This is a genomic window from Paracoccus aurantiacus, from assembly GCF_007993065.1.
GTDB lineage: Bacteria > Pseudomonadota > Alphaproteobacteria > Rhodobacterales > Rhodobacteraceae > Paracoccus > Paracoccus aurantiacus.
In genome coordinates this window covers 114,622-138,486 of sequence record NZ_VOPL01000004.1, presented here as the reverse complement: position 1 = coordinate 138,486, position 23,865 = coordinate 114,622, and the positions used below count along the sequence as shown (strand labels likewise).

Annotated in this window: 27 protein-coding genes; 11 read left to right on the top strand and 16 right to left on the bottom strand. The window is 62.2% G+C overall.

Annotation, left to right across the window (positions count from 1 at the left end; translation table 11 throughout):
* Position 1: 1 nt before the first annotated feature.
* Both proS and FQV27_RS11200 read right to left on the bottom strand, forming a co-directional pair.
* Entirely contained in the window at positions 2-1,354 is a 1,353-nt protein-coding gene (gene proS, locus FQV27_RS11205; protein WP_147098449.1) for a proline--tRNA ligase, read from the bottom strand.
* Between the two features lie 68 nt (positions 1,355-1,422).
* Positions 1,423-1,794 carry a DUF4260 domain-containing protein gene (locus tag FQV27_RS11200; RefSeq protein ID WP_147098446.1) on the bottom strand — a complete coding sequence of 124 codons (372 nt, stop codon included), beginning with the start codon at positions 1,792-1,794 and terminating at the stop codon, positions 1,423-1,425.
* A 79-nt stretch (positions 1,795-1,873) separates the two neighbouring features.
* Here FQV27_RS11200 and FQV27_RS11195 point away from each other — a divergent pair, with 79 nt between their 5' ends.
* Positions 1,874-2,836 (top strand): glycosyltransferase family 8 protein, encoded by a 963-nt coding sequence (locus tag FQV27_RS11195; protein WP_186827285.1) that lies wholly within the window; start codon positions 1,874-1,876, stop codon positions 2,834-2,836.
* Between the two features lies 1 nt (position 2,837).
* Here the strand turns inward: FQV27_RS11195 and FQV27_RS11190 are convergent, their stop codons facing one another.
* Positions 2,838-3,635 carry a glycosyl transferase gene (locus tag FQV27_RS11190; protein WP_147098442.1) on the bottom strand — a complete coding sequence of 266 codons (798 nt, stop codon included), beginning with the start codon at positions 3,633-3,635 and terminating at the stop codon, positions 2,838-2,840.
* Positions 3,636-3,803: 168 nt separating this feature from the next.
* Here FQV27_RS11190 and rpsD point away from each other — a divergent pair, with 168 nt between their 5' ends.
* A complete protein-coding gene (rpsD, locus tag FQV27_RS11185; protein WP_147098441.1) occupies positions 3,804-4,424 on the top strand; it encodes a 30S ribosomal protein S4 in 621 nt (206 codons plus the stop codon).
* 48 nt (positions 4,425-4,472) lie between these two features.
* Here rpsD and FQV27_RS11180 read toward each other — a convergent pair whose 3' ends face one another.
* From FQV27_RS11180 to FQV27_RS11165, 4 genes are read right to left on the bottom strand one after another with little or no spacing between them, the layout of a single operon-like run.
* A complete protein-coding gene (locus FQV27_RS11180; protein WP_147098438.1) occupies positions 4,473-4,703 on the bottom strand; it encodes a hypothetical protein in 231 nt (76 codons plus the stop codon).
* 2 nt (positions 4,704-4,705) lie between these two features.
* Positions 4,706-5,308, bottom strand: coding sequence for a pyridoxamine 5'-phosphate oxidase family protein (locus tag FQV27_RS11175; RefSeq protein WP_147098436.1), 603 nt, complete (start codon positions 5,306-5,308; stop codon positions 4,706-4,708).
* 4 nt (positions 5,309-5,312) lie between these two features.
* The gene (locus FQV27_RS11170) at positions 5,313-8,192 is read right to left on the bottom strand and encodes a helicase-related protein (protein ID WP_147098434.1); all 2,880 of its coding nucleotides are present in this window, start codon (positions 8,190-8,192) and stop codon (positions 5,313-5,315) included.
* 24 nt (positions 8,193-8,216) lie between these two features.
* Positions 8,217-8,771 (bottom strand): tetratricopeptide repeat protein, encoded by a 555-nt coding sequence (locus FQV27_RS11165; protein ID WP_147098432.1) that lies wholly within the window; start codon positions 8,769-8,771, stop codon positions 8,217-8,219.
* A gap of 57 nt (positions 8,772-8,828) precedes the next feature.
* Between FQV27_RS11165 and FQV27_RS11160 the strand changes: the two genes are divergently transcribed.
* From FQV27_RS11160 to FQV27_RS11140, 5 genes are all read left to right on the top strand, one after another.
* Positions 8,829-9,116, top strand: a complete 288-nt coding sequence (locus tag FQV27_RS11160) for an SCP2 sterol-binding domain-containing protein (RefSeq protein ID WP_147098429.1) — start codon at positions 8,829-8,831, stop codon at positions 9,114-9,116.
* A gap of 56 nt (positions 9,117-9,172) precedes the next feature.
* The gene (locus FQV27_RS11155; protein WP_147098427.1) at positions 9,173-10,147 is read left to right on the top strand and encodes an alpha/beta fold hydrolase; all 975 of its coding nucleotides are present in this window, start codon (positions 9,173-9,175) and stop codon (positions 10,145-10,147) included.
* Between the two features lie 49 nt (positions 10,148-10,196).
* Positions 10,197-12,020, top strand: coding sequence for a M3 family oligoendopeptidase (locus FQV27_RS11150; RefSeq protein WP_147098425.1), 1,824 nt, complete (start codon positions 10,197-10,199; stop codon positions 12,018-12,020).
* Between the two features lie 61 nt (positions 12,021-12,081).
* Positions 12,082-12,588 (top strand): GNAT family N-acetyltransferase, encoded by a 507-nt coding sequence (locus tag FQV27_RS11145; protein WP_186827284.1) that lies wholly within the window; start codon positions 12,082-12,084, stop codon positions 12,586-12,588.
* Entirely contained in the window at positions 12,561-13,736 is a 1,176-nt protein-coding gene (locus FQV27_RS11140) for a dipeptidase (RefSeq protein WP_147098421.1), read from the top strand. Before FQV27_RS11145 ends, FQV27_RS11140 begins: the two co-directional genes overlap by 28 nt.
* Positions 13,737-13,742: 6 nt before the next feature.
* Here the strand turns inward: FQV27_RS11140 and FQV27_RS11135 are convergent, their stop codons facing one another.
* The 4 genes from FQV27_RS11135 to FQV27_RS11120 form a co-directional block, all read right to left on the bottom strand.
* Entirely contained in the window at positions 13,743-14,186 is a 444-nt protein-coding gene (locus tag FQV27_RS11135) for an NUDIX domain-containing protein (protein WP_147098419.1), read from the bottom strand.
* A 2-nt stretch (positions 14,187-14,188) separates the two neighbouring features.
* On the bottom strand, positions 14,189-15,238 hold the full coding sequence (locus FQV27_RS11130) for a 5-(carboxyamino)imidazole ribonucleotide synthase (protein ID WP_147098417.1): 1,050 nt from the start codon (positions 15,236-15,238) through the stop codon (positions 14,189-14,191).
* Positions 15,231-15,734 (bottom strand): 5-(carboxyamino)imidazole ribonucleotide mutase, encoded by a 504-nt coding sequence (gene purE / locus FQV27_RS11125; RefSeq protein ID WP_147098415.1) that lies wholly within the window; start codon positions 15,732-15,734, stop codon positions 15,231-15,233. Before purE ends, FQV27_RS11130 begins: the two co-directional genes overlap by 8 nt.
* A 66-nt stretch (positions 15,735-15,800) precedes the next feature.
* Entirely contained in the window at positions 15,801-16,019 is a 219-nt protein-coding gene (locus FQV27_RS11120; RefSeq protein WP_147098414.1) for a YdcH family protein, read from the bottom strand.
* Positions 16,020-16,188: 169 nt separating this feature from the next.
* Here FQV27_RS11120 and FQV27_RS11115 point away from each other — a divergent pair, with 169 nt between their 5' ends.
* Together FQV27_RS11115 and FQV27_RS11110 are read left to right on the top strand one after the other, a co-directional pair.
* Positions 16,189-16,599, top strand: coding sequence for an Hsp20 family protein (locus FQV27_RS11115; RefSeq protein WP_147098411.1), 411 nt, complete (start codon positions 16,189-16,191; stop codon positions 16,597-16,599).
* Positions 16,600-16,610: 11 nt separating this feature from the next.
* On the top strand, positions 16,611-16,838 hold the full coding sequence (locus FQV27_RS11110; protein WP_147098410.1) for a DUF1150 family protein: 228 nt from the start codon (positions 16,611-16,613) through the stop codon (positions 16,836-16,838).
* A 117-nt stretch (positions 16,839-16,955) separates the two neighbouring features.
* Here FQV27_RS11110 and FQV27_RS11105 read toward each other — a convergent pair whose 3' ends face one another.
* The 3 genes from FQV27_RS11105 to FQV27_RS11095 form a co-directional block, all read right to left on the bottom strand.
* Entirely contained in the window at positions 16,956-17,819 is an 864-nt protein-coding gene (locus FQV27_RS11105) for a glycosyltransferase (protein ID WP_246133078.1), read from the bottom strand.
* Positions 17,765-18,544, bottom strand: a complete 780-nt coding sequence (locus FQV27_RS11100) for a hypothetical protein (RefSeq protein WP_147098408.1) — start codon at positions 18,542-18,544, stop codon at positions 17,765-17,767. Before FQV27_RS11100 ends, FQV27_RS11105 begins: the two co-directional genes overlap by 55 nt.
* Positions 18,545-18,610: 66 nt before the next feature.
* Positions 18,611-20,317, bottom strand: coding sequence for a bifunctional sulfate adenylyltransferase/adenylylsulfate kinase (locus tag FQV27_RS11095; RefSeq protein WP_147098406.1), 1,707 nt, complete (start codon positions 20,315-20,317; stop codon positions 18,611-18,613).
* Positions 20,318-20,738: 421 nt separating this feature from the next.
* Between FQV27_RS11095 and FQV27_RS11090 the strand changes: the two genes are divergently transcribed.
* Both FQV27_RS11090 and FQV27_RS11085 read left to right on the top strand, forming a co-directional pair.
* Entirely contained in the window at positions 20,739-21,818 is a 1,080-nt protein-coding gene (locus tag FQV27_RS11090; protein WP_222611694.1) for a zinc metalloprotease, read from the top strand.
* Positions 21,815-22,129, top strand: coding sequence for a hypothetical protein (locus FQV27_RS11085; RefSeq protein ID WP_147098404.1), 315 nt, complete (start codon positions 21,815-21,817; stop codon positions 22,127-22,129). Before FQV27_RS11090 ends, FQV27_RS11085 begins: the two co-directional genes overlap by 4 nt.
* A gap of 101 nt (positions 22,130-22,230) precedes the next feature.
* Here the strand turns inward: FQV27_RS11085 and FQV27_RS11080 are convergent, their stop codons facing one another.
* Both FQV27_RS11080 and trxB read right to left on the bottom strand, forming a co-directional pair.
* A complete protein-coding gene (locus tag FQV27_RS11080) occupies positions 22,231-22,770 on the bottom strand; it encodes a hypothetical protein (protein ID WP_222611693.1) in 540 nt (179 codons plus the stop codon).
* A complete protein-coding gene (trxB, locus tag FQV27_RS11075; RefSeq protein WP_147098402.1) occupies positions 22,739-23,728 on the bottom strand; it encodes a thioredoxin-disulfide reductase in 990 nt (329 codons plus the stop codon). Before trxB ends, FQV27_RS11080 begins: the two co-directional genes overlap by 32 nt.
* Between the last annotated feature and the right edge of the window lie 137 nt (positions 23,729-23,865).

Genomic DNA, 23,865 nt, shown 5'->3' with positions numbered 1-23,865 from the left:
GTCACTTCGCGGCGTCGAACACCGGTTGATAGATCTTTTCCAGCCGCGCCATCGCATCTGCGGGCGAGATCTCCTCGGACTCTCCCGAACGGCGCGAGGTCAGTTCGACCTTGTTGTTCTGCAAGCCGCGCGGCCCCACCGTGATCCGCCACGGCAGGCCGATCAGGTCCATGGTCGCGAATTTTGCGCCCGCGCGTTCGTCGCGGTCGTCGTAAAGCACCTCGAAGCCCTTGGCGGTCAGTTCGCGATACAGCGCCTCGCAAGCCGAATCGACAGACGCGTCGCCCTGTTTCAGATTGACGATGCCGACATGGAACGGGGTCACGCCTTCGGGCCAGATGATGCCCTTGTCGTCGTGGTTGGCCTCGATAATGGCGCCGACAAGGCGAGAAACGCCGATGCCGTGGCTACCCATATGGACCGGTGTGCGCTGCCCGTCGGGGCCCACGACTGTGGCGCCCATCGGTTCGGAATATTTGGTGCCGAAATAGAAGATCTGACCAACTTCGATCCCGCGCGCGGTGCGGCGACGTTCTTCGGGAACCTTGGCGAAGACGGCTTCGTCATGGGTTTCATCGGTGCGCGCGTAACGGCTGGTGAATTCCTCCAGCACGGCCTGGCACTGTTCCACGCTGTCATAGTCGATCTCGCGGTCACCAAAGCGCAGATCGGTGATTTCGCTGTCATAAAACACTTCGGATTCGCCGGTATCGGCCAGCACCAGAAACTCATGCGTGTCGTCGCCGCCGATCGGACCGCTGTCGGCGCGCATCGGGATCGCTTGCAGGCCCATGCGTTCATAGGTGCGCAGATAGCTGACCAGATGCCGGTTATAGGCATGCAGCGCATCTTCCTTGGTCAGATCGAAGTTATAGCCGTCCTTCATCAGGAATTCGCGGCCGCGCATGACGCCGAAACGCGGGCGCATCTCGTCCCGGAACTTCCACTGGATGTGATACAGCGTCAGCGGCAGGTCCTTGTAGCTGTTCACGTTGGAACGGAAGATGTCGGTAATCATCTCCTCATTCGTGGGCCCATACAGCATGTCGCGCTTGTGGCGGTCGGTGATGCGCAGCAATTCGTCGCCGTAAGCGTCATAGCGCCCGCTTTCGCGCCACAGATCGGCTGATTGCAGGGTCGGCATCAGGACCGGGATGTGACCGGCGCGCTGCTGTTCTTCATGCACGATCTGCTCGATCCGGCGCAGAACCTTCTGGCCAAGCGGCAGCCAGGAATAGATGCCCGCCGCCTGCTGCTTGACCATGCCGGCGCGCAGCATCAGCCGGTGGCTGGCGATCTGGGCCTCGGACGGAGTTTCCTTCAGGACGGGCAGGAAATAGCGCGACAGACGCATGGCAAGGCCTTTATCAGCAGGGTTTGGCACGGGTTATCCCAAACCCCCGCGCGGGGCAAGAATGCGCCTTAGCTGTCGCGCCCGATCCGGCCCAGATGGGTGAAGCGGAATCCGTCCGCCGTTTTCAGCCCATAGCTCAGCATCCGGTCGAAACCCGAATGCGCGAACCATAGCCCGCCCAGCTCCAGCAGGGTCGAGCTTCCGCTGACGCTTCCCAGCATCAGCAGCACCAGCCCGAACCCGTATTGATGCACGAAGTTGTAGCAGAAGGCCCCGAAGCGCGGGCCTGCCGCGTAAGCCGCGAAAGACAGGTCCGGGGCGAAGAAAACCAGCACCAGCACCCACCACGGCATATGCCCGCCAAGGGCGTTATAGACCCAGATGCCGGTCAGAAAGATTAGCGCGCCCTCGACCCGCTGCCAGATGATTTCGGATTTCATGGCACGCCCCTTATCAATCCCTGCCGCCCGTTCTACTGTCGCGGGCAGCGCGGCACAATTCGCGCTGACCAGGGGGCAGATGAGCGACAAAGCGCAATTCTCGGACGGCTTTACGCCGCAGCATGATGTGGCGGTCGTGGTGGCATGCGATGCGAATTACCTGCCCTATGCTGCGGTCGCGGCGCTGCAACTTGCCGGGCGCGGTGAATATGACGTGCTGATCGGCGGGCCAGAGCCGCTGTCCCTGCCCGCTTTCCTGCAGAATGCTGAGATCGGGCATGTTGCTGCGGTAGATCGTGAAATCCTCGACGCGCTGCCGACGGATGCGCGCCGGTCCATCGCCACCTATATGGAGCTGTTCTTCGCCCGTGCGCTTCACGGCATCTATCGCCGCATTCTGGTGCTGGACAGCGATGTGATATTCGAACGCGGCGATCCGGGGCGGCTGCTGCGCGCCGATATGCTGGGTCATGCGGTGGCAGCCGTGCGCGACAATCGCCAGTGGCGGACGCCAAAGCGTCGGGTGCGAGAGTTCCGGCAGCTTGGCCGCCCCGCCGCGCCCTATTTCAATGCCGGCGTAGTGATGATTGATACCGATGCATGGGCGCAGGCTGGGCTGACCGCGAAGGCCGCCGATTTCGCGCGGAACCACCTTGCGGGGCTGGGGCGCGATCAGGCGCTGATGAACGGGATGCTGTATGGCGACTGGGCAGAGATCAGCCCGCTTTGGAACTGGCAGTTCACGTGGTCCTCGGCCCAGTTGATGGCGGTGGCCGATCCCTGCATCGTGCATTTCATCGGCCCGCATAAACCGTGGCTGGACAGCGCCGACGGGATCGTGCCGTTACGGCTGCGTCAGGACTATGCGCGCATCCTGCCCGCGCATTTCCCCGATGCGCCGCGCGGCGCGAGGTTGGGCCTGCGGAACTTGCCGGACAGGCGCGATCTGGGCAAGTCGATGTTCAAGCAATGGCGCGCGGTCGGTCCGATGCTGGACTATCTGAACCGGTTCCCAGATGAATATACGTTGCTAGAGCCCTGATTCAGCGCCATTTGTCAGCGATCCACGTCGCTGGCAAATAGAAATGCCGCAGGTGCTTTGACAGGCTCTCACGGCGGCGGCCGTCGAAGGTCGCCTTCAGATGATCGCCGGGCGAACGCACCGGGTCATGCTTCGACCATTGCCCCAGCACGGCATCGTCAGGGTTCAGGTGACCTGCGAAAATGACCACCTTCGTGCCCTTGGGAATGCGCGGCGGGATCATGTAGTTCATCGGGAAAGGCGGGATGCAATGCAGCCGGAAATGACTGACCCATCCGCGCGGCCAGAATTTCACCCCGCCCGGCGCGTTATGCGTCACGAAGCGCTGTTCATAGCGATACTTGTCCGCCGCCGCCTGCGGATCGGCGCGAAAGACATCCTGCATCGGCTTCAGCTTGCCGACCTGCATCCGATAGATCGAGGTCTGGGCCATGCGTTCAAGCGGCGTGTTCGGGTTCTTCGCGGTGATCGTGTCCTCGGGATCGCCATATTCGAAAAACCCATCGATGTTCCCCGTGATGATGATGTCCAGATCCATGAACAGCACCGTGCCGGTGATATCGCCCAGATCGCCCCAAAGCTGCGACTTGGGCCATTTTCCAGGCGTATTCTTGGGCATCACGAAATCGGGTTCAGGCAGGGGACGCACGACGATATCGGGATGAAAGCCCGTCCCGTCATCGGTAAAGCAGATCACCCGGAAAGGCGGCGTGATGTTCCGCGCCACCATGTTATAGAAGCGGTTCACATATTCGGGGCCATATTTCGTGCCCCATTTGATGCAGATGATCTGTTTCATGCCTGCCTTTCTGCCGTGTCTTCTGCAACGCGGCAAGGGCTGTTGACTCTGCCGCTGTCCCGGCTATAAGCGCCGCTTCATTGGTGTTGGTGGACCCCGCAAGGGGAAGCCTGTCGGGGGAAACCCAAAGGACAACGCCCTTTTGAAACACACAAAAGGAGATCAGCCGTGACCAAACGCACGACTGCCAAGTACAAAATTGATCGCCGCATGGGCGAAAACATCTGGGGCCGCGCGAAATCGCCGGTCAACCGTCGCGAATATGGCCCGGGCCAGCACGGTCAGCGCCGCAAGAACAAGCTGTCGGACTTCGGTACCCAGCTGCGCGCCAAGCAGAAGCTGAAGGGCTATTACGGCGATCTGACCGAAAAGCAGTTCCGCCGGATCTACTCGGAAGCCGAGCGCGTCAAGGGCGACACCGGCGAAAACCTGATCGGCCTGCTGGAGCGTCGTCTGGACGCCGTCGTTTACCGCGCGAAATTCGTGCCGACGATCTTCGCCGCGCGTCAGTTCGTGAACCACGGCCATGTCGAGGTAAACGGCAAGAAGGTGAACATCGCGTCCTACCGCGTGAAAGAAGGCGACGTCGTGTCCATCCGCGAGCGTTCGCGCCAACTGGCCATCGTTCTGGAAGCCGTCCAGCTGACCGAGCGTGATGTGCCGGATTATCTGGAAGTCGACCACAACAAGATGACCGCGAGCTTCGTTCGCACCCCGGCCCTTGGCGACGTGCCCTATGCCGTGCAGATGGAACCGAACCTGGTCGTCGAATATTACGCGAAGAACTGATCTTCTCCGCGTCAGGATTTCAAAAGGCCGTCCTTCGGGGCGGCCTTTTCATTTGGCGCGAGAGATGAGCTCCAGATCGAGATCAGGCGGGCCGTGCATATGGACCAACCCCCAGCCCGCGACATCAAGCATCACACCCGAGGCGAGACTGGCCCAATCCTCTCGGCTGTAGCCCGGCGAAAACTCGTCGTGATCAATCGAAAACACGACCACGCCCGGACGTCCCGACATTGATACGCGGTCGCCCATGCGAATGTCGTGACCGCTGTGATAGCGCATCGTTACCACATGGTTTCTGCGGCACGCACGGGCCATTCGCGGTCATAAGCATCCCCGCCGACTTCGCCATCGGTCATCCCCGAAAGGATCTTTCCGGGACTTGGCAGGCCGGTGCTGTCATCTTCACCCGTCCAGAGCCCGGCGCGGATTACTGCTCGGGCGCATTGGAAATACACTTCTTCAATGCGAACCACGACCACGGTTCGCGGCTTTTTACCGTCGCGTTGAAAGCTTCCACACAGTTCGGGGTCGTCGGTGATCCGGGCGCGACCATTGATGCGGATCACCGTGATCGAGCCGCGGACCATGAGCATCAGGCTCACGCGGTCGTCACGGGCTATGTTGTTCAGGCTGTCCACCCGGTCATTGCCGCGCCAATCAGGCATGGCGAGTGTTTTTGGATCGATTTCGCGCAGAACCGGCCCGTCATCCCCACGCGGGCTACCATCCGTGCCCTCTGGGCCGACAGTTGTAAGAACGCAAAACCGCGCCTTTTCAATAAAGGCGCGGTAGGGTTCGGTGATCCGATCCGCGACCTTGCGCGTCGCAGCAAGCGAAGGCTCCCCGTAAATCTGTTCAAGATCTTCGGGGGTCAGCCAACGCATTCGCTCAGTCCTTCTTCACCAGACCGGCAAGCGCCGCTGCAAACGGGTTGTCCGGGTCGATCTTCTTTTCGGCACGCGGCGGGCGAGAGGTAAAGTTCTTCGGCTTGTCACCGCCGCGATCATTGCGGTCGCCTTTCCCGCGCGGCTTGCCGCCCTTGCCTTGCTTGCCACCCCTGAAATCGCCCTGCGGCTTCTTGCCTTGCCGCCCGTCTGCACCCTCGGCACGCGGACCACCCTGACGGCGATTTCCCTGCGGACGCTGCCCGCGCGGCTTCGGCGCCCAACGGAAGGTGTAGAAGGTTTCGACCTCTGGCGCGGCATCCTCGGTCGCATCAGCGGTCTCGCCTTCGGTCTGCGCCTCGCCAGCGGCAGCGGCGGCCTCGGATTCGGCCTTTTTCTTCTCGGCCTGTTCGGCTTCCCATTTGGCGCGGGTTTCAGCGGCCAGCACCGATTCTTCCTCGGTCAGCGGGTGCTCGTGATCGACCTCTGCCGGGGTTTCTGGTGCAGGCGCAGCCTCCGCCTTGGTCTTGGGTCGCTCGCCCTTTTCGGCGGCATATCCCAGACCTTCCATCAGATTCGCAAACTGCTCCAGCGTCATGCCGGTAATGGACAGCATGTCCGCATTCGCCTCGAACCCCGCGCGGGTGTCCTGCGCACGCAGCATGTCGGCAAGACGCTCCAGCATGTCGATGCGAATGGCACGATCACCGGCGGGACGATAGCCCGACAGCGTATAGACCTGCGCCGGCAGGTCCGGCAGGTTCGGGATCGTGACCAGACCGGGCGGCGGGCTTTCGGGGAATTCGTCCAGACCCTGCCACAGGCCCGACAGCACCAGACGCAGCCGCGTCGGCGCGGGCTTCAGCAGCGCCGGCATGAAAATCGTGAACTGGCCAAAGCGAACGCCATGCTTGCGCAGCAGGCCGCGCGCGTCCTGATCCAGATCCTTGACCTCGGCCGCAACCTCTTCACGGCGGATGATGCCAAGCGCCTCGATCAGTCGGAATGCAAAGCCACGGGCCAGACCACTCAGCGTCTCGTCCTTCTGCATCGCCAGCAGGGGTTCGAACAGCGTCGCCACCTTGCGGTCGATGAAATGCTGCAGACGGCGGGTTACCTTTTCGGCGATCTCCGGGCCGGCCTCTTCATCGACGAAAGCCTGCACACCGGGCTTAAGCGGATCGCCGCCCTTGACCAGCTTGCCGACGGCGGCATTGCCCCACATCAGCCCGCCCTGCTCGGTGAAATCCAGTTCGGTATCGGGCGCGTTATAGAAACGATCCGCGCGCAGATGGAATTCGGGCCGCAGCGCCTCGTAGGATGCGCGGTTCAGCATCCGCGCCTCGTCCGGGTTTTGCGTCCGGTCAGCCCGGAAGCGGAACCCTTCCAGTCGCCCGGCGAATTCGCCTTCGACGCTGACTTCACCCTTGTCATTCACCTCGGCCACGAGGGTCTCCTTCTGCTTGAGCCGGCGCATCAGCACAGAGGTGCGCCGGTCCACAAATCGTTGCGTAAGCGCCGCGTGCAGCGCATCTGACAGGCGGTCTTCTACCGTGCGCGTCGCCTCGCGCCAATACGATTCGTCCTGAACCCAGCCAGAGCGTTGCGCGACATAGGTCCAGGTCCGGATAAAGGCCAGCCGCTTGGACAACGCATCAATGTCGCCCTGGGTCCGGTCAATCCGTTCGATCGCACGCGCCAGCCACTCATTCGGGATCGCGCCTTCCTGAAGAAAGGTGAAGATGCGCAACAGCAGGCTGGTATGTTCGGCAGGCGAAATGCTGCGGAAATCGGGAATCCGGCAGACATCCCACAGCAGGCGGACATCGGGCGCAGTGGTGACGCGGTCGCGGATTTCGGGCATCTCGCGCAGGGTTTTCAGTGCCGCAAGGTCGTCCGCCTCTCGCCCCCGGCCCAGCCATTCGTTGTCGGGCGCGGCCTCAAGGCTTTGCACCAGACGGTCCATCGTGCCGAATTCCAGCCGCGGATTGCGCCAGATCAGACGGCTGATCGGCGCGAAGCGATGGTTTTCAATCGCGTCGATCAGCCCCTCATCCAGCGGGCTGGCCTCACCCGTGACGCCGAATGTGCCGGGTTCCGTGTGCCGCCCGGCACGTCCGGCGATCTGGCCCATTTCATGCGGGAAAAGCTGCCGCATCCGACGGCCGTCGAATTTGACGGTCGAGGAGAACGCCACATGCCGTATATCCAGATTCAGCCCCATGCCGATCGCATCGGTCGCGACCAGATGGTCGACCTCGCCCGACTGATACATCTCGACCTGCGCATTGCGCGTGCGGGGCGACAATGCCCCCATGACAACCGCGGCACCCCCCTTCTGGCGACGCAGCAGTTCGGCAATCGCATAGACGTCATCGACCGAAAAACCGACAATCGCCGAACGCGACGGCATCCGGCTTATCTTCTTTGATCCCGCCCAGCTCAGCGTCGAGAAGCGTTCCCGCCGCATGAACTGCACCTTGTCGAGAAGCGCATTGATGGCAGGCCGCATGGTGTCCGATCCCAGCAGCAGCGTCTCGTGCAGCCCGCGCGCACGCAGCAGACGTTCGGTAAAGACATGGCCACGCTGGGGATCTGCGGCCAGCTGAATCTCATCGACGGCGACGAAATCGGCGGCGACTTCGGGCATCGCCTCGGTCGTGGCGACCCAATATTGTGCCCGTGGCGGCACGATGCGTTCTTCGCCGGTGACAAGCGCCACGACCGAAGGGCCGCGCGCCTTGACGATCCGGTCATAGACCTCACGCGCGAGCAGGCGCAGCGGCAGTCCGATGACGCCGGTGCGATGGGCGAGCATGCGTTCGATGGCGTAATGGGTCTTGCCGGTATTGGTCGGGCCCAGCACGGCCGTGATACGTGACATGCCTGCCCCTTCACTTACACGCCGTCAGATGTTGGTGCCATTGTCCTCGGCTTCAAGACGTATGGCTGCGTCGATTGCGTCCTGCTGGTGCGGATTGATCTCCAGGCTGCGGCGAATGGCTTCGGCCGCGCGCTCGTGATCGCCAAGCTCTTCCAGCATGGAGCCGAGCTGAGTCAGGGCCAGATACTGCTTCGGCTCCAGTTCCAGCGCGCGGGCAAGATCGGCTGCTGCCGGTCCGTAATCGCCGTTCAGCCAATAGGCCATGCCGCGAAGTTGAAACCCCATCGCGTGATCCGGGGCGTGGTCCGTAAGCGCTGTCAGATGCCCTATCGCGGCGGAAAAGTTTCCTTCATCCAGCGCGGTTTCCCCGCGAAGCTGGATCATGTTCAGCGCCTGAGAGCCGGTATCTTCCCACGCCGACAGGATCTGGGTCTCTGCCTCCATCCACGCGTCGCCCTGCATCTGCGCCAACCGGTCGAAAAGCAAAGGATCGGCCTTGCCCGCAAGCGCAGGAACCGCCAGAAGAGACAGCGCAAGTGCCGTGACGGCATGATGGAAAAAAAACGAAGGCCGGACCATATATGCCTTCTAACCCGACTGGCTGGCGGCATACCAGCCAACAGTGAGGAGATATTCATGAGCAACGTAATCGAATCGGCCGTCGCCGCATTGAACGAAAAGATGGGTGGCTTCGCCGACGGCACCGCCAAATTCGTCATCGAGGACGAAGGCGCGATCATGGTTGACGCCGATGGCGCGCGGGCCGGCGACGATGAGGCCGACGTGACCCTGACCGCCAATCGCGAAACCTTCGAAGGGCTGCTCGACGGATCGGTCAACCCGACCATGGCCTATATGAGCGGCAAGCTGGCAATCGACGGGAATATTGCGCTGGCAATGAAGCTCGGCTCGGCACTTTCGTAAGTCACTGTCGGATCAGCGCTTTCAAAGATCCTGTTTTCTGTTTACGAGTTCACGCAATGAACCTTTCGCCCGCCCCCTTTCACCAATTCGCCGATGGCCGTGAACATCCGGCAGAGGCCTATTGGCTGCGAAGCGACGATGACGTTCGCCTTCGCGTCGCGATGTGGCGGGCGAAAGATGCCGATGCGACCGTGCTGCTGTTTCCCGGCCGCACCGAATATGTCGAGAAATATGCCCCCGTCGCCGAGGTTCTGGTTCAGAACGGGCTGGCAGTGATGGCCATCGACTGGCGCGGTCAGGGCATGGCCGACCGATTGCAGGACGATCCGCGGCCCGGCCATATCGACGAATTCGTGCAATATCAGCTTGACGTTGTTGCGATGATCGAGGCGGCGGCAGCGCTGGAGTTGCCCGAACCGTGGCATCTTCTTGCGCATTCGATGGGCGGCTCTATCGGGTTGGCGGCGCTGCTGAACGGGATGCCGGTCGAAACGGCGACGTTTTCGGCACCGATGTGGGGCATCAACCACGCACCGATGCCACGCGGGGTCGCGATCGGTATTTCGCGCTTGGCGGCACGCCTTGGCCGCGGCGGTCGCGCGGCCTTCGGAACCGGCGGCGACGGCACCTACGTGCTGGATGAGCCGTTCCGCAACAATATGCTGACCGGCAATGCAGAGGCCTGGGGACGCATGATCCACGAGGCGGACGCCTGGCCCGAACTGACCCTTGGCGGGGCAAGCTACCGCTGGGTCAATCAGGCCCTTGCCGAAAGTCAGCGCCTTGCGGCAGAGCCGTCGCCGGATATTCCGATGCTTGTCACGCTCGGGTCACGAGAGCTTATCGTGTCTGCCTCTGCGATCCGGGCGCGCGCGGCTGAATGGCCCGGCTGCGATCTGCTGGAGCTTGAAGGCGGCCATCACGAGGTCATGTTCGAGATCCCGGATTTGCAGGCCCGCTTCTACGAGGCGTTCCTGTCGCATGTCCGTCACGGACAGGACCATCGGCACGGCGTCGCTTCCGGGGCTTGAACCGGCGGGCCGCAGCCTGCACATCAGGGGCAACAGAAAGGAAGCCCCGATGCGCTTTGACCGCGAGATTGCCCGCGACACCACCCTGACCGCCACCAAGACCGATTTCGGCGACCTGCCCGACTGGGACCTGACCGACCTTTACCCTGCCCCCGATGCGCCGGAACTGCGGGCCGATCTGAAGGCACTGGAAGAAAAGGCCGCAAGCTTCGCTGCCGATTACGAGGGCAAGCTGGCGACGCTGGACGCCCCCGCCATGCTGGAAGCGATCCGCCGGTACGAGGCGATTGACACTCTTGCCGGTCGCATCATGTCCTATGCCGGTCTGCGCTATTACCAGAACACGATGGACCCGGCCCGAGCCAAGCAGATGTCGGACCTGCAGGCGCAGATCACCGACATGACCACGCCGCTGGTTTTCTTCAGCCTAGAATTCAACCGCATCCCGGATGATACCTATCAGGCAGTATTCACTGCGCCTGACGGCCCCGCGCGCTATAGGCCCGTTTTTGACCGTATGCGCGCGATGCGTCCCTATCAGCTGTCGGACGAGCTGGAGAAATTCCTGCACGACAATTCGGTTGTCGGTGCCGCCGCATGGAACCGTCTGTTCGATGAAACCATGGCCGGTCTGGAATTCGATGTCGACGGCGAGACGATGCAGCTGGAAGCCGTGCTGACCCTGCTGACCGATCACGACCGCGCCAAGCGAGAGGCCGCCGCCCGCGCATTGGCTGAGGTTTTCCAGAAGAACGTCAAGCTGTTCGCGCGTGTTCACAACACACTCGCCAAGGAAAAGGCGGTCGAGGACAAGTGGCGCAAGATGCCCTCGCCGCAGCATGGCCGCCATCTGTCGAACCATGTCGAACCCGAAGTGGTCGAGGCGCTGCGCAATGCCGTGACCGCCGCCTATCCGCGCATCTCGCACCGCTACTATGCGCTGAAAGCGCGCTGGCTGGGGCTGGACAAGCTGCAGGTCTGGGACCGCAACGCCCCGCTGCCCACCGAAACCCCGAAGACCGTGGGCTGGGACGAGGCGAAGGCGACCGTGCTGGACGCCTATGCCGGCTTTTCGCCCAAACTCGCCGAACTGGCAGAGCCGTTTTTCAACCTCGGCTGGATCGACGCGGCGGTGAAGCCCGGCAAGGCGCCCGGTGCCTTTGCCCATCCGACCGTGACCACCGTGCATCCCTATGTGATGCTGAACTATCTGGGCAAACCGCGCGATGTGATGACGCTGGCGCATGAACTGGGCCACGGCGTCCACCAGCGACTGGCGGCGGCGCAGGGCGAACTGTTGGCCTCGACCCCGCTGACGCTGGCGGAAACGGCCAGCGTATTCGGCGAAATGCTGACCTTCCGCAAGTTGCTGGCCGAAACCACTGATCCGGCGCAGAAAAAGGCGCTGCTGGCCGGCAAGGTCGAGGATATGATCAACACCGTCGTCCGCCAGATCAGCTTCTATGATTTCGAGGTGCGTCTGCACGCCGCCCGCGCCGAAGGTGAACTGACGCCGGACGACATAAATGCGATCTGGATGGACGTGGCCCGCGAAAGCCTTGGCCCGGCCTTCGAATACATGCCGGGCTATGAAACCTTCTGGTCCTATGTGCCCCATTTCGTGCATTCGCCCTTCTACGTCTATGCCTATGCTTTCGGCGACGGATTGGTGAATGCGCTTTATGCCGCCTACGAGGCCCAGCCCGAGGGTTTCCAGCAGAAATATTTCGACATGCTGGCTGCCGGCGGGTCCAAGCATCACAAGGAATTGCTGGCCCCCTTCGGCCTTGACGCGTCCGACCCCGCCTTCTGGGACAAGGGCCTGTCGATGATCGAAGGTTTCATCGACGAGCTTGAGGCGATGGAAGACTGAAGCCACAGCGGGCGCAGGTCATCCCTGCGCCCATATGACTGCGCCCCGTGAAAGGGATCGAATGATAACCCTGTCGCATGTCCCTGCTGACCGACTGCACGAACTGACCCATTTGCAGCAGCATCCGGGTCAATACGCGAATAACGGCGCGCAGATGATCCTTGACGACACGCCCGATCTCAGCTTCCACGCGATCCACGCGGACGGAGAGCTGGTGGGCATGTTCAAGCTGGACCCGCTTTATGCGCAACGGCATGATTTTGCAAAAGAAACCGATCTCGGGATGCGAGGCGTGCTGATCGACATGGCTCATCAGGGCAAAGGCTTCGGGACCGCCGCGATGGCGGCCCTTCCCGCCTATGCCGCGCGGCAATACCCGGACAAAGGTCGGCTGGTGCTGACCGTCAACCTGCTGAACCCGGCCGCATATGCCGCCTATCGCGGCGCAGGTTTTCGTGACGAAGGCGGGATCTATGCTGGCGGATCGCGCGGACCTCAGCATATCCTCTGGGCAGACCTGCCATTGACCGGGACGGCCCCATGCTCCGCAAGATCCTCTACGTCCTGATCGGCCTGATCGTTGTCGCGGCAGTCTTGTTCTTCACCTTCGCCCCGGCATACGTCGAGCGCGGCCTGAACCCCTTGACCACGCCCGCCGAAGGCTGGCCCGTCAGCGCCGAGGCGCAGGCCCTGCATGACCGGCTGGTCATCGGCGACTGGCATTCCGACGCGCTTTTGTGGGATCGCAATCTGCTGAAGCGCGTGGATCGCGGCCATACCGACATTCCCCGCCTGCAGGAAGGCAACGTCGCGGTGCAGGCCTTTACCACTGTGACGAAAAGCCCCGCCGGCCTGAATTATGGTCAGAACAGTGCCGAGGCGCCCGATCAGATCACGAAGCTGGTGATGGGCCAGTTGCGCCCGATCCGCACCTGGTCCAGCCTGCTTGAACGCGCGCTCGATCAGGCCGCCCGCCTGCGCCGCATGGCCGAGAGCGACCCCGAAGACCTTCGTCTGATCCTGACGCGCGACGATCTGCAGGAGGTGCTGGCCAAACGCCAGACCGGCGCGCGGACAATAGGTTCCATCCTCGGGACCGAGGGCGGGCACCCGCTGGAAGGCGATATTGCCAATCTCGACCGTCTCTATGATGCCGGGTTCCGGCTTGTGGGGCTGACGCATTTCTTTGACAACGAACTCGGCGGATCGCTGCATGGCGAAAGCGGCGCCGGGCTGACGGATTTCGGGCGGCAGGTCGTCGAGGGGCTGATGTCGCGCGGTATGGTCATCGACCTTGCGCATGCCAGCCCGCAGCTTGCCCGCGACGTGCTGGCGATCGAGGGCACGCGCCCGATCGTCAGTCATACCGGCGTGCGCGGCAATTGCGACACGCCGCGCAATATTCCCGACGATCTGATGCAAGATATCGCTGCAAAAGGCGGCGTTATCGGCATCGGCTACTGGTCGGACGTCAATTGCGGCAGCACGCCCGGCGACATTGCCCGCACGATCAGCGCAGCGATTGACCTTGTGGGCGAGGACCATGTTTCGCTCGGGTCGGACTATGACGGTTCGGTCGATGCGCCATTCGATACGGCCGGCCTTGCAGCGCTGACGCAGGCGCTTCTCGATCAGGGGCTGACTGACGATCAGGTCGCGAAAGTCATGGGCGCGAACATGATGCGCTATCTGGCAGAAACCCTGCCAGAGCGCTGAGAGCCGCTACCAGAGTATTTCTTCCATCGGGTCATACCAGGCGGCGTGCTGTCCCCATACCGCGCGCGACAGCAGGCGGGGACGGTGGTGCAGCTTGGCCAGTTCTGCCTTCGTGACCCAACGCGCGCGATTCACCACACCTTCGGGATCATCCAGCACGATCTCGTGTCCATCTGTCAGCGTTGCCCGGTGGATCAGATCGACCTGGTGAAAGCCCTTGTCGGAATCGCGGAACTCATTCACGAGGATGATCGCGCCGACGCGGATTCGCAGGCCGGTTTCCTCCCATACCTCGCGCTCCAGATTCTCGGGCAGCGACTGGCCCGGCTCTGCCCCGCCGCCGGGAAGGCACCAAAGCTCTGACTCGTAGTCCGGCGGATAGGCATTGACCATCAACAGCCTGTCGTCGCGCAGGATCGCCGCGCGGACCGCCAGCCTGGGCCGGGCCATTTTCATCCTGTGATCCGGTTTACATGGCCCATCTTGCGGCCCGCGCGCGTTTCGGCCTTCCCATAGAGGTGAATCTGGCAATTCGCGCTTTTCAACAATTGCGGAAGGCGGTCCATGTCGTCGCCAATCAGGTTTTCCATCACCACATCCGCATAACGCTGCCCATCGCCAAGCGGCAGACCGGCAATCGCGCGGATATGCTGTTCGAACTGATCGACAGCACAACCGGCCTGCGTCCAGTGGCCCGAATTATGCACGCGCGGCGCGATCTCGTTGACCACCAGCCCAGCCTGCGTCACGAACAGTTCGACCCCCATCACCCCAACATAATCAAGCGCGCCAACGATCTTGGCGGCCAGAAAGATTGCGTCGGTAACAAGCGTCTTCGGAAGGCCGCTTGGCACGGTCGTGGTGCGCAGGATACCCCCTTCATGCAGGTTCATTCCCGGGTCATAGGCCGCGACCGCCCCATCAAGGCCGCGCGCCACGATGACGCTGATCTCACCGGAAAAATCCACAAAACCTTCAAGCACGGACGGCGCGCCTGTCCAGTCGCGCTGCGCGGGATCGGCGAACCGGATCTGCCCTTTGCCATCGTAGCCCATGCGACGGGTCTTGAGGATCGACGGCGCGCCGATCTTTTCAAGCGCCGAGGGCAGATCGGCCTCGGTTTCGACATTGGCGAAAGGCGCGGTCTTCAGCCCCAAACCAGACAGGAACTCTTTCTCGGTCAGCCGATCCTGCGATACCGCAAGCGCCCGGCGGCTGGGGCGAATGGGACGGATCGATTCCAGCAAATCCAAAGATTTAGCCGGCACATTCTCGAATTCATATGTGATGACGTCGACGGCTTCAGCGAATGCGCGCAACGCGTCGGCATCGTCATATTCAGCCGTGGTCACCGCATGCGCGACGTCGGATGCAGGTGCGGCCCCCGGCTCATAGATATGGGTCAGATAGCCAAGCCGCGACGCGGCGACCGACAGCATGCGCCCCAACTGACCGCCGCCGAGTATCCCGATGACCGCGCCCGGCGGCAGTGGTTCAGTCATCTGCCGGCTCCTCGGGGATGGAATCTGACAGTGTCGCCCGCCAATCGTCCAGCCGGGCGGCCAGTTCGGGATCAGAAAGCGCCAGTATGCCCGCCGCCATCAAGCCTGCATTGGCAGCGCCCGCCGCGCCGATCGCCATGGTCGCGACGGGAAATCCTTTCGGCATCTGAACGATGGAATAAAGCGAATCGACCCCGGAAAGCGCCCTTGTCTGGACCGGAACACCGACCACAGGCAGGCGCGTCTTCGATGCCATCATTCCCGGCAGATGCGCCGCACCACCCGCACCGGCAATAATCACCTTCAGGCCGCGCTTTGCGGCGGTCTTGCCATAATCCCACAGGCGGTCCGGGGTGCGGTGGGCACTGACGATCTTCGCCTCATAGGCGACGCCCAGTTCATCCAGAATCGCCGCGGCTTCTCGCATGGTCGGCCAATCGGACTGGCTGCCCATGATGATTCCAACCGGCACGCCCGCTTGATCGCTCAGATCCATATCGCCCCCATCGCAGAAAGCCCGCACTATATTCAGAACGTCGCTGGACGCAATTCTTAGCGAGGCCTAGGCGATGATGTCCGGGGTCAATTCATCCTCCAGCCGCGTGATCCGGTCCTTCAGCGCCAGCTTCTGACGTTTGAGGCGCTGCAGGCTAAGCGACGAGACAGCAGGCTGGGCAACAAGCGCAGTGATCTCGTCGTCAAGCTCGCGATGTTCGCGGCGCAGCACCGCAAGCTCGGCGCGGGCGATTTCCTCGTGACTCATCTCGGGCTGGAAGGTCATTGAAGGCTCTGCATGACTGGCGATGAAGGATTATATCCAGCGCCGGACGAAAGTTAACTGATTCCTCGCATCTTGTTCGCGTGACCGCGCGACCACATATTGATGCCACAGGTCGCCGCGATCGGGGCCTGCACATAACGACGAGTCGCTGCACAAGGGCTTGAGAGAGATGACGAAACTTACACTGGCTTCACACCCCCACCTGCTTGGATTCGACCAGATCGAGCGTCTGGCTGAGCGCGCGGCGAAGGGTGCCGAGGGCAATCCGCCCTATAACATCGAACATCACGCGCCCGATGGGTTCACCATCACGCTGGCCGTGGCTGGGTTCACCGACGAGGATCTCAGCGTGTCGCTGGAAAACCGTCAGTTGACTATCAGCGGACGGCAGCCTGAAGCCCCCGATGACAGGGTATTCCTGCATCGCGGCATTGCCTCGCGCGCGTTCCAGCGAAGCTTTGTGCTGGCCGACGGCGTCGAGGTTGCGGGGGCGAAGCTGGAGCATGGCCTTCTTGCAATCTCACTGAACCGCAAGCCGCAGCAAAGCGTTGTACAGACAATACCGATCAGCCGAAAATGAAGGGGATCGCCATGAATACCAAATATGAAAATATGCCCGAAGCCGAGGGCAATATCGTTTACGTTCGCCGCGTCGCAATGGACAGCCTGCCGGACGAGGTTCGCGAGCAGGCGCCCGGCCTTGACAGCCTGTATGCCGTTCACGGCATCGACGGAGAGCGGCTGGCGCTGGTAAAGGACCGCCAGATGGCGTTCTTCCTTGCCCGCCAGAACGACCTGAGCCCGGTCAGCGTTCACTGAACAGAATTGCGCCGTCCGGACCACGAAACTGGCCGGGCGGCGCTTTGCGACCTGATCGCGCATCCGCGTAGGCATGTAAGGTATCGCCAACACGCCCGCTTAGGCTTTTCCCAGAATTCAGCCGGTTTCCGGCCAGCCATATTCCGCAATCATCGCGGCCACGGCGCGATCATTGCCTCCGGTGCCCAGATTGGTCGCGCGCAGGTTCTGCGCCTGACTGCCCGGCCATTCGATCACCCGAAATCGCCCGCCGATCTTTTCTGGGGCAGAACCGTTCATCCGGTGCATCCAGTAAAACCACACATCATCCGCCGAGGGCGCAAGGCGCATGAACTTATTCGCATCCGTCACGTCAGGGTGGAACACCCCCGGCGCATAAAGCACCCCGCCAACGCCGGTCGGGAAGATCAGCGGACCGGCAGCCGGCGCAGTGATATTCCGGTTCCAGTCGTCATAGACGCGCGGCAACCCGCCCTGCATCGTGATCTCATGCGCGCGGTGGCAGACCGCCCCGGAACCGGCCTTGGCCGTCAGCCCTTCCAGCCAGTTCGGCCCGTAATAGACATCGTCGTCTGCCGTGACGATATAGGCGTCGGGCGCTTCCAGCAGGGTCGGGACCAGCTTCTTGTAGGACTTCCAGTCGGGGCAGACACGGATCTCGGCCCCGCTCTCGGCCACCTCTGGCGGCAACCGGTCGCGATCGGCCTTATCCAGCCACAGGATCACCCGGTCTGCACTGACTGTCTGGCGCAGCAAAGATGCAATGACCTTGCTCACCGTGGGCAGCCGCGGGCCATAGCTGGTCAGGCTGACGATCAGGGGCGCATCCAGGCCGTGGGGACGCGGATTAAAGCTGCGCGCCGCAATCTCTGCCTCGAACGCTCGGATGCGGCGGGCGTGTTTCCAGCGCCGGAACGCGTCGGCAATCATCCGGCCCATGCCTTGCGCAGCCAGTCGATATTGCCGATGCGGCGATACCATTTGCCGCCCCGGCCCGCGAAGACATCCTCCATCTTCGGATTGCCGGCAAACGCCACGATCTTCGCGCCCTCTGGCAGTTTCGGGTCGCTGAAATAGCTGAGCAGATTGCGCGGGACGCAATCATTCTTGAAGCTGACGACCCAGCCTTTCGGCCAATAGTTCAGATGCCCATGCTTCGCCAGTTGCGCGGACTGGAACTGCTGGCTGATCTCGAAATTCGAGGTCGCAGCCTTGGGGTCGGCCAGATAGGCGTCAAGAATATACGTATGATCGCCCACCACATAGCGAAAGACCGAGGAATTGCCGACCGAATGCAGGAACCGGTCTCGTTCCGGGTTCACCTTGCGCAGGGGCTTGGCGCGGAAAAGATCGTCGTCGCGGATAATGAAATAATCGCCCGGCAGATCGAAGAATGGCGACAGGTCATCGACGACAACCAGATCAAGGTCCAGAAAAAGCGCCACCTGCCCGGTCATGCCGCCCAGATCGCGCCGGAACAGTGCCAGCTTGCGCCAGCGGGTATCGCCATGGCCTTCCGGCAGGCCCAGTTCTGGCAGGGGCTGGCAATCGACGCCCGGATCAACGCCTTCCGAATCGTCGGTGAAGCAGACGAAGCGATGCGGTCGGGCGAGGTTGCGTTTCACCTGGGCGTAGAGCCGGTTCACGTCATCCGCACCATACATGGTGCCCCACTTGATGCAGATGATATTGACGATTTCGGACATTCCACCCCCGGATATGCGAACGCCGGGCCATCATGGCCCGGCGCGCGTTTCGGTTCAATTGCCGGCTTACTTGAGGCCGATCAGCCCCATCTGTTCCAGCTTCAGCAAGACCTGATGGGCGGCATTATCGACATCAATATCGGTGGTGTCGACGCGCAGTTCGGGCGATTGCGGCTCTTCGTAAGGGTCCGAAATCCCGGTGAATTCCTTGATCTTCCCCTCACGCGCCAGCTTATACAGGCCCTTGCGGTCGCGGCGCTCGCATTCCTCGATCGGGGTTGCGACATGGATTTCCACGAAGGCACCGCCGGCCTCGACCATTTCACGCACGGCGCGGCGGGTCGCGGTATAAGGCGCGATTGGCGCACAGATCGCGATACCGCCATTCTTGGTGATTTCCGATGCGACATAGCCGATGCGCTTGATATTGATGTCGCGGTGTTCCTTGCTGAAACCAAGCTCGCTTGACAGGTGCTTACGCACAACGTCGCCATCCAGCAGCGTCACGGGGCGGCCACCCATTTCCATCAGCTTGACCATCAGCGCGTTGGCAACGGTCGATTTGCCCGAACCCGACAGGCCGGTGAAGAAAACGGTGAAGCCCTGCTGCGCGCGCGGGGGCGAGTTGCGGCGCAGTTCCTTGACCACCTCGGGGAAGCTGAACCATTCCGGGATGTCCAGACCTTCGCGCAGACGGCGGCGAAGCTCGGTCCCAGAGATGTTCAGGACGGTTACACCTTCTTCGATTTCATCGGCGGGTTCGTACTGGGCGCGTTCCTGCACATAGACCATGTGCTTGAAATCGACCATTTTCACGCCGATCTCGTCCTCATGCTCGCGGAACATTTCCTGCGCGTCATAGGGACCATAGAAATCCTCGCCCGCGCTGTTCTTGCCCGGACCGGCATGGTCGCGACCGACGATGAAATGCGTGGCGCCGTGATTGCGGCGGATCAGACCGTGCCAGACCGCCTCGCGCGGGCCAGCCATGCGCATGGCCAGATTCAGAAGCGAGAGCGTGGTGGTCGAGGACGGATACTTGTCCAGCACCGCCTCGTAGCAGCGGACGCGGGTGAAATGGTCGACATCGCCCGGCTTGGTCATGCCGACGACCGGGTGGATCATCAGGTTCGCCTGAGCTTCGCGCGCGGCGCGGAAGGTCAGTTCCTGATGGGCGCGGTGCAAGGGGTTGCGGGTCTGGAACACCACGACCTTGCGCCAGCCCAGCTTCTTGAACATCGCGCGCAGTTCATTGGGCGTGTTGCGACGTCCGCGGAAGTCGTAATGCGTCGGCGACTGCAGACCCTTGACCGGGCCGCCCAGATAGACCGGGCCGGCCTGGTTGTGCAGATAGTTCACAGCGGGATGGGCCAGATCGTCCGCGCCAAAGACCTTTTCGGCCTCGCGCGACTTGTTCGGCACCCATTTATCCGTCACCGACATGACGGCCAAAATGACGCCTTCCTGATCGCGCAGCGCGATATCGGTGCCCGGCTCCAGCCCTTCCGCGAATTTTTCCGACACGTCGAGCGTGATCGGCATCGGCCAAAGGCTGCCATCGGCCAGTCGCATGTTTTCGACGACCCCGTCATAATCGGCCTCGGTCAGGAAGCCTTTCAGCGGGTTGAAGCCGCCATTCATCAGCAGTTCAAGATCGCAGATCTGGCGCGGCGACAGGTCCCAGCTTGGCATGTTGCCGGCGTCGTGTTTCAGGCTTTCGGCGGCTTCGGGCGAAACGTAAAGTTCGGGGATCGGATTGTGGTTCTCGGTCATCTCGGGTTGCTCGGTCAGTTCGGAATGTGGGTAAGCGCCACAATTCCCTGAGGATGCGACGCGGCTTTAGGCCGCGCATAGCCCCCTACGCACTGACAATCAACTGCAGGCTTGGGCTTTTCATCACAAACGCGCGCAAGGCGGCAATTCGGCCAGTGCATGGCAGTCACCCCAAGGCAGGGGAAGACGCGGAAGCGGCAGGTCATCCAGTTCCCGACGCGGCATGCGCCTTATCTCGGGGTGGTCGATCGTGTCAGGAACAGGCGATTGCGCGTTTTCGCGAATGGCTGCGCGCCGAACTCGCCGACATCTCACGCCAAAGCGCATAGGCGCGATCCAGCCATCTCGCGTCTCTGTCATATGCGTATGCGGGATGCGGTGCTATCATCGCCACTCATTTTCATCGTCAAAGAGGCCGCTCATGACCGCCGATCTCGACACCAACGAGATTCTGATCTTCAGCCTCGATTCCAGTTCCCCGGAAAGCGGCACGAATGCCCGCCGCGCACCCGTTTTTCATCAATACGGCCGCCTTGCCATTGCAGATTTTCCAGGCGATGTCGCCCAGTCCCCCGCTCCTCCATCCGGGACCGATGCCGGCCTGACCCTGACCGAGGAGCTGGGCCGGCGCGGATTTGAGCGGCGCAGTTCCGCTGCCATGCGCGACGCCAAACGCGACCGGCCCTATCAGGGCTTGTCCTGGCACGGCGCGGACGGACCCGGCCCGATCCACCCGCCGGGCGAGGCCATTGTCTCCGCGCCGTCAGACGCGCGCGCCCCGATCCCCGGCGTGCCATTGTCTGCAAGGCTGACCGGACGGGTCGCCGTTGGGCTTGTCATCGTCAGCGGACCCGACCCGAAACTGCGTTTCACCGAAGCCGATCAGATCCTGGTCGTGTCCGAGGTGCAGAACGGCCTGTCATTTCTGGCCAATGAGGCACCGCGCAAAGACGTGACCTTCGTTCACGACATCGAGGTCATAACGGTCGATGCAGCCGAAGCGCCACCCGGATCTGGGTTCGATGCGTATGAAGCGCCCTGGCGCGACGAGGCGCTTGCCCAGCTTGGCCAGCCGCCCGGCGACGAAGGGGTTGCGCGCCACGCCGAATCGCTGCGCAGCAAGCATGGCACGGACTGGGCCTATGTTGCCTTCTTTACCAAATACAGGCTGGGTCACTTCGCCTATGCGCGTCTTGGCGGTCCGCGACTGGTGATGCATTTCGACAATGACGGCTGGGGGCCGGACCAGATCGACCGCGTCTTCGCGCATGAGACCGGCCATATCTTCAACGCGCCCGACGAATATGCCCAGTCCGGCTGCGATTGCGGCGGCGCATGGGGCCATTTCGGCGAACCGAACCGGAACTGCGCCAGCTGCGCACCAGACGGTGGCGTCAAATGCATCATGCAGTCGAACGACTGGGCGATGTGTGATGCGACGCGACTGCATCTGGGCTATGATGGCCTTCCTGACCGAACCGAGGGAAAACCCGTGGCATGAGCGAAGATGTCCTCATCTACGTCATCGACCCTTCACCCGCGTCGCCTGCGCTTCGGGTAACGCTAAAGGCCGCACGCCAGACCTCGGGCGGGCACCTGTTCATCGTGCCGAACGACGCGATCGCCATGCCGGACGGGACACAGACAGAGGGCGCGCGTGTCATCCGTTCGCGCCGCGACCTTGCCCCGATTGCCGCGACGCTCAGTGCCTCGGACAGTCTGTTCGCGAGCGCGTGGTTTTCCGGGAAAGATGCAAGTGACCGCGCGGGCGATGGAGAAAGCTGGGACGCCAAAGGGTTTGAGTGCCCGTGAGAGCGGGGCGGCCAGTCCCGAACCTGTGACGGCGATCGTTCAGCGGCGCGTTTGACCGTAAGAATGTGGGGGTAGCTCCGCGCGTCGCGATGAGAGCGGCGCTAGATCTTCCTGCTGTCATAGGCCCAGTGAAGCAAGGCCTGCCGCTGGCGCGGGCGGCAAAACAGATCACCGGCATCACAGGCTTTGCGAAGCTGGCCGACATGGCGGCGAATGCCGCGCCAGCGTGAGATCTGACGGTCATCATCGTCGTGGCGGCGACCCAGATAATACCGGCAATACCACTGGAACCAGCCGCGCGGATCGTCCTGATGCAGCCAGCCCTTGCGCCGCCATTCCGACAAAGGCTGACTGGCATTGATGCCAAAATAATTCAGCGACGGGTCCGCTTTTCCGGGCGAAAGCTTCGCATCCTTGAACCAGGCCGCCGGAAACTCATCGCGGCAATCCGTCATGTAGCAGCCGCCGAAAACGCCTAGCTTCAGCATCTCGGCCGGGGTCAGATCGGGGTCGAAGCCCTCGTCGAAATCCCGGCCGGTTCGCGCGCTCAGCTCGTAGCCATAGCCGCTTTGCATACTGTCATCGACATCTATCCGGCGGCCCACCGGCTCAGACCGCGACTTCTTCGATCTGGGCCGCATCCGGCGCGGGCTCTCCCGCCTCGTCATGTTCCGCCAGATAGCGTTCCGCATCCAGCGCCGCCATGCAGCCCATGCCGGCACTCGTCACGGCCTGTCGATAGACGTGGTCCGTCAGGTCGCCTGCTGCAAAGACGCCGGGGATCGAGGTGCGTGTCGAGCCGGGCTCGACCTTCACATAGCCGCCGTCCAGAAGTTCCAGCTGACTTTCTACCAATTCGGACGAGGGCGAATGACCGATCGCGACAAAAACGCCTGATGTGTCCATGACGCTTTCGGCGCCTGTCTTGAGGTTGCGGGTCTTCACGCCGGTCACGCCAAGCGGATCGCTTTCGCCCAGGATTTCGACCACCTCGCTGTCCCAGAGGCATTCTATCTTGGGGTTTTTCATCAGCCGCTGTTGAAGGATCTTTTCGGCGCGAAGCTCGTCGCGGCGGTGGATCAGCGTCACTTTCGTGGCGAAGTTGGTCAGAAACAACGCCTCTTCCACGGCGGTATTGCCGCCGCCGATCACCACGACCTCCTTGCCGCGATAGAAGAAGCCGTCACAGGTGGCACAGGCCGATACGCCGAAGCCCTGAAACTTGTCTTCGGACGGCAAGCCAAGCCATTTCGCCTGCGCTCCGGTCGCAAGGATCACCGCGTCCGCCGTAATCACATCGCCTGAATCGCATTCGGCACGGAACGGGCGCTTACCGAGGTCCAGCTTGCGGACAGTGTCGAACTTTACCTCGGCCCCCATGGCTTTGGCGTGTTCTTCCATTTTCACCATCAGTTCCGGGCCCTGCACTTCGATCAGGCCGGGCCAGTTTTCGACTTCGGTGGTAATGGTCAGCTGCCCGCCGGGCTGCATGCCCTGAATAAGAAGCGGCTCCAGCATGGCGCGCGCGGCATAGACCGCGGCGGTATATCCCGCCGGGCCAGAGCCAATAATCAGAAGTTTGCGATGCTGTTCGGCCATCGGGGCCTCCTTCGGGAATGGCGTTGCGTGTCTCGCATTAGCTAGTGCAGCCGGGCCGCAGCTTCAATTCCCCCGTGCCGTGTGGTTCACCGCTTTCCTGACCGGCGGCACAGCGCGCGAAACATTATTGCGTGGAA